At 64.7% G+C, this 241-nt stretch carries 1 pseudogene; it reads right to left on the reverse strand.

Going from position 1 to position 241, the window contains the following annotated elements:
- Nucleotides 1-223: pseudogene (locus SB753_RS40815) on the reverse strand (NADP-dependent oxidoreductase); the annotation flags it as partial.
- Between the last annotated feature and the right edge of the window lie 18 nt (nucleotides 224-241).

Here is a 241-nt window from a genome sequence, read left to right on the forward strand (position 1 = left end):
TGCCGCCGATCATCACTTCATCGAGCGGCTGCCGCGCCGCGTACGACTTGCTGTCGTCCATGCGGCCGCGCATGTACGGATCCAGCGCCAGGTAGTGATTGCGCACGCGGATTTCGCCATCGGCAAGCGGCGCGAGCGGCGTCTGCACGAGACGGAAGTTGTCGGGCGTGACAGCGCCTTGCGGACGCGAAGCGAGCAGGAACTGGCGGTTGATTTGTGGCATGTCGATCGTCTCCTTGGG

It is taken from the genome of Paraburkholderia sp. SIMBA_053, from assembly GCF_046534895.1.
In the GTDB taxonomy this organism is placed as follows: Bacteria; Pseudomonadota; Gammaproteobacteria; order Burkholderiales; family Burkholderiaceae; genus Paraburkholderia; species Paraburkholderia caledonica.